This is a genomic window from Dokdonella sp. (genome assembly GCF_036518555.1).
In the GTDB taxonomy this organism is placed as follows: domain Bacteria; phylum Pseudomonadota; class Gammaproteobacteria; order Xanthomonadales; family Rhodanobacteraceae; genus Dokdonella_A.
This window is the reverse complement of the sequence record NZ_DATDMY010000012.1, coordinates 1-5,007: the sequence shown is the minus strand read 5'-3', so window position 1 is coordinate 5,007 and position 5,007 is coordinate 1. Positions and strand designations below refer to the sequence as shown.

4 protein-coding genes are annotated in these 5,007 nt (G+C 69.1%); 3 read left to right on the top strand and 1 reads right to left on the bottom strand.

Annotated elements, in window-relative coordinates:
• The first annotated feature begins 102 nt into the window (after window positions 1-102).
• From rfbD to VI238_RS00775, 3 genes are all read left to right on the top strand, one after another.
• On the top strand, window positions 103-1,125 hold the full coding sequence (rfbD, locus tag VI238_RS00785) for a dTDP-4-dehydrorhamnose reductase (RefSeq protein WP_331647428.1): 1,023 nt from the start codon (window positions 103-105) through the stop codon (window positions 1,123-1,125).
• 56 nt (window positions 1,126-1,181) lie between these two features.
• The gene (locus tag VI238_RS00780) at window positions 1,182-2,690 is read left to right on the top strand and encodes a mannose-1-phosphate guanylyltransferase/mannose-6-phosphate isomerase (RefSeq protein WP_331647426.1); all 1,509 of its coding nucleotides are present in this window, start codon (window positions 1,182-1,184) and stop codon (window positions 2,688-2,690) included.
• Between the two features lie 127 nt (window positions 2,691-2,817).
• Window positions 2,818-4,836, top strand: coding sequence for a S9 family peptidase (locus VI238_RS00775; RefSeq protein WP_331647425.1), 2,019 nt, complete (start codon window positions 2,818-2,820; stop codon window positions 4,834-4,836).
• A 57-nt stretch (window positions 4,837-4,893) separates the two neighbouring features.
• Here the strand turns inward: VI238_RS00775 and VI238_RS00770 are convergent.
• A partial coding sequence (locus tag VI238_RS00770; RefSeq protein ID WP_331647427.1) for an IS3 family transposase occupies window positions 4,894-5,007 on the bottom strand: 114 nt, incomplete at its 5' end.

The following is a 5,007-nucleotide window of genomic DNA, read 5'->3' as shown; positions in this document are numbered from 1 at the left end:
GATGCTCTTCGATCAATCGGCCGCGAAAAGCATCGCGGCTTCCGCCGCTCCCACGATCGACTGCCGGTGCGCCGGGCGAGCGCGCCACACCAGGTTGCGTCGATGAACACGTACGGTGACCGCGTCCTGCTGCTCGGCGCGAACGGCCAGGTCGGTCACGAGGTGCGACGGCGATTCGCGATGCTGGGTCGGAACCTCGTGTCGGCGACGCGCAGCGGTTTGCTCGACGACGGCACGCCGTGCCTCGTCGCCGATCTCGCCGACGCCGCATCGCTCGCGCGCGCGCTCGACGAGGCCGGCGCGACCACGATCATCAACGCGGCCGCGTACACCGCGGTCGACCGCGCGGAGGACGAGCCCGATCTCGCCGATCGCGTCAACCATCGCGCGGTCGGCGAAATCGGTGCGTGGGCCGCAGCGCGCGATGCGACCGTCGTGCACTATTCGACCGACTACGTGTTCGACGGCCACGGCATCGCGGGCGCGGACGGTTCGCCGCGCGCGTATCGCGAGGACGATGCGACCGCGCCGCTCGGCGTGTACGGTCGCAGCAAGCTCGCCGGCGAACGCGCGCTCGCCGCGAGCGGTGCGGCGTACCTGGTCTTCCGTACGGCATGGGTGTATGCCTCGCACGGCCACAATTTCCTGCGCACGATGCTGCGCCTCGCGGCCGAGCGCGACGAATTGCGCGTGGTCGCCGACCAGGTCGGCGCGCCGACGCCGGCACGCTGGATCGCGGACGTGACCGCGACGGTGCTCGACGATCGTCCGGGGGACGAGGCCCCGGGTGGGACTCGCCGCTTTGCGCCTGCGTCCCACCCTACGTCGGTCGAATCGGTGTCAACCGGGTACGATGGTGCGTTCAATCTCGTCGCGGCCGGCCAGTGCAGCTGGTACGACTTCGCGAGCGCGATCGTCGCTGGCGCCGCGGCGCGCGGCCTGATCGCGCGCGTGCCGCGGGTCGTGCCGATCACCACCGCGGACTTTCCGACCAGGGCGCGCCGCCCGGCGTGGTCCGTGCTCGACGCCTCGAAGCTCGAAAACGCATTCGGGCTACAATTGCCCCATTGGCGCGCGGGTCTGGACCAGGTCCTCGACGAACTCGCGCCCGCCGGCCCGGCGTGACGCGTCGCGGCCGGGCCTGAAGCGCCGGCCGCCTGCCGGCGCAGGAGTTTCGATCCATGCTCGTCCCCGTGATCCTGTCCGGCGGAGCCGGCACCCGCCTCTGGCCGGTCTCGCGCAGCGCCTATCCGAAACCGTTCATGCGCATGGGCGACGGCGAGTCGCTGCTCAAGAAGACGCTCGACCGCGCGCTGCGCTGCGCCGACGGCGGCACCGTGCTCACGGTGACCGGTCGCGATTATTACTTCCTCACGCGCGACGAGTACGCGCAGCACGAAGGCGCGAACCTCGACACGTTGCCGTTCCTGCTCGAGCCCGCTGGTCGCAACACCGCGCCGGCGGTGGTGCTCGCCGCGCTGCACGCGCGCGATCGCGTCGGCGCCGACGCGACCCTGCTGATCCTGCCGGCCGACCATCTCATCCGCGACCTCGACGCATTCGTCGCCGACGCGCGCCGCGCCGCCGCGCTCGCCGCGGACGGCTGGCTCGTCACGTTCGGCATCCGCCCGACGCATCCGGAGACGGGCTTCGGCTACATCCGCATGGGGGCGGCGATCGAGAGGTCGATGGACGACGCTTTCCCTCATCCGCCCTCCGGGCACCTTCTCCCGCAGGCGGGAGAAGGGAAAGCGGTGGGGCGCGTGGTGGATGCGTTCGTCGAGAAGCCGAACCTGCAGACCGCCGAAAGCTATGTCGCCTCGGGCGACTACGTGTGGAACTCGGGCATGTTCTGTTTCCGCGCCGACGCGCTGCTCGCGGTCGCCGCCGAGGTCTGTCCCGACGTGCTGAAGGCGGCGCAAGCCTGCCACGCGCACGCGATGAACCACGAGAGCCCGATCGAGTTCCACCGCGAGGCGTTCCTCGCCCAGCCCGACATCTCGATCGACTACGCGATCATGGAGCGCGCGCCGAAGGTCGCGGTGGTGCCGGCGACGTTCGACTGGAGCGACATCGGCTCGTGGAAGGCGATGAGCGACCTCGAGGCCGATGCCGACGACCAGGGCAACCGCGTGCGCGGCCAGGCGATCGTCGTCGAGAGCTCGAACTGCTACATCCAGTCCGACGCGCGCATGGTCGCCGCGGTCGGCGTGCAGGACCTCGTCATCGTCGACACCGGCGACGCCGTGCTCGTCTCGCATCGCGAACGCGCGCAGCAGGTCAAGCTCGTGGTCGAGCGACTGCGCGCGACCAACCATGCGGCCGCGAGCGTGCACCAGACCGTGCACCGCCCGTGGGGCAGCTACACCGTGCTCGAGGACGCCGACGACTGCAAGGTCAAGCGCCTGACCGTGAAACCCGGCCACGTGCTGTCGCTGCAGCTGCATCATCGGCGCAGCGAGCATTGGACCGTGGTCGAAGGCACCGCAAAGGTGCGCGTCGGCGAGCGCGAGTTCCTGCTCCAGCGCAACGAGTCGACCTACATCCCGATGGACACCGTGCACCGCCTCGAGAATCCGACCGATCGCGACATCCACCTCATCGAGGTGCAGTGCGGCGACTACTTCGGCGAGGACGACATCGTGCGCCTGGAGGACCGTTACGGGCGCGCGCCAGCGGCGACGAAGTAGCCGCAGTGTGCTGCAGTGCGGACTGCGACGACGCATGCGTGTGGTAGAAACGGAACAATCCGGCCGCGCAACGGGGGCGCGCACCGCGCGGGTGCGGCCGGAAACCGGTAACCAAGGGAGGGGGTCGATGACGTCACGCCAACTGGGGATGCTCGCCGCGATCGCGGCGTTCGTCATGGGGCCTGCTTCGGCGGACGACGCTGCGACTCCCGCCGCCGCGCCGGCCGTGGTGCCGTACGCGGACCTCGCGCGCCACGAGCAGTTCCGCGAAGTCAAGATCTCGCCGAACGGCGACTATCTCGCCGCGGCCGCCGTCGTCGACGGCAAGGCCGTGCTGTCGCTGATCCGCCTGTCGGACATGAAGGGCGTGAACCTGCGCCCGCGCGACACGCGCGAACTCGCGTCGTTCTGGTGGGTCGCGCCCGATCGCGTCATGTACACGATCGGCGAACGCAGCGGCGCGCTCGAGATGCCGGTCCCGACCGGCGAGCTGTACGCGGTGAACGCGGACGGCACCGGCGACGGCGTGCTGTTCGGCTACCGCGCGGGCAACCAGGGCGCGACCCACATCGCCCACGCGACGAGCCGGCGCGCGTACGCGACGCTCGTCGATCCGCTGCGCGAGGATCCCAAGCACGCGCTCATCGCGGCGTACTCGTTCAACAGCACCAACGGCGTGTTTCCGACGGTCGAGAAGATCGATCTCTACACCGGCGTGACGATGCCGGTCACGACCTCGCCGATGCGCGACGCCGACTTCATCACCGATCACCACGGCGTCGTGCGCTTCGCCTTCGGTACCGACGTCGACCAGGCGAGGAAGGTCTGGTTCCGTGGGAACGACGACGCCAAGTGGGAACTCCTGTTCGACGAGAACCGGGACCACCAGCGCCTGCGCCCGCTCGGCTTCAACCGCAAGGAAGACAAGGTCTACTTCGAGTGCGGCGGCAGCCACGGCGTCGGCGGCGTCTGCCTCTGGGATGCCGCAACGCGCAAGATGTCGACGTTGTGGAGCGGCACGGTGAGCGGTCCGCTCGAACTCGTGCCGTCCGCCGACGACAAGGATGCGATCGCGCTGCGCGCGATGCCCGACCGCACCGCGACCACGCTCATCGACGCGCACGCGCCCGAGTCGAAGCTGCTCGTCGGCCTGCTGCAGCAATTCCCGGGCGAGGACGTGCGCATCACGAGTGCCACGCTCGACGGCAGCCGGATCGTGTTCTCGGTCAGCAGCGACCGCAACCCGGGCCAATTCTTCCTCTACGACGAGAAGACGCACAAGGCGAGCTTCCTGCTCGCGAACCGGCCGTGGATCAAGCCCGAGCACATGGCCGCGGTCGAGCCGATCGCGCTGAAGTCGCGCGACGGCCTTGCACTGCACGGCTACCTCACGCGTCCGCCGGGCAAGGAGCAGGCGAAGAACCTGCCACTCGTCGTGTACGTGCACGGCGGCCCGTACGGCATCCGCGACAGCTGGGAGTTCGACCCGTACGTGCAGCTGCTCGCGACGCGCGGGTACGCGGTGCTGCAGATCAACTTCCGCGGCTCGGGCGGCTACGGCTACGACTTCCTCAAGGCCGGTTACCGCGAATGGGGCGGCAAGATGCAGGACGACGTCACCGACGCGACGCGCTGGGCGGTCGAGCAGGGCGTCGCCGATCCGAAGCGGTTGTGCATCTTCGGCGGCAGCTATGGCGGCTATGCCGCGCTCGAGGGCGCAGTGAAGGAACCGTCTCTCTACCGTTGCGCGATCGGCTACGTCGGCGTGTACGACCTGCGCCTCATGTACACGCGCGGCGACATCCCGCAGTACTCGTCCGGCGAGAACTACCTCAAGCTCGTGCTCGGCGAGAACGACGACCAGCTCTGGGACCGTTCGCCGGTCGCGCACGCCGACCGCATCAAGGCGAACGTCATGCTCGTCGTCGGCGGCCAGGACTGGCGCGTGCCGCCGGTGCAGGGCGAAGCGATGCATTCGGCGCTCAACAAGGCGCACGTCGAACACGAATGGGTGTACGAGCGCACCGAGGGGCACGGGTTCTACGACGAGGACCACGCCGAGGACCTGTTCAAGCAGCTCGTCGCGTTCCTCGACAAGAACATCGGATCGCAGGCGGCGGCGAGCGGAACGCCCACGGCGAAGTAGCGGCGCCGAAAACCGAAAACGGGGTCAGAGTGGACCACCCCGGGTTTCTCGGACAGTCTAATTAGACACCGCCAGTGCGGCGAAGTCTTCGGGTGAGCGATTGCCCAGCGCGCTGTGCAATCGCTCGCGGTTGTAGAACACCTCGATGTAGTCGAACACCTGGGTTCGTGC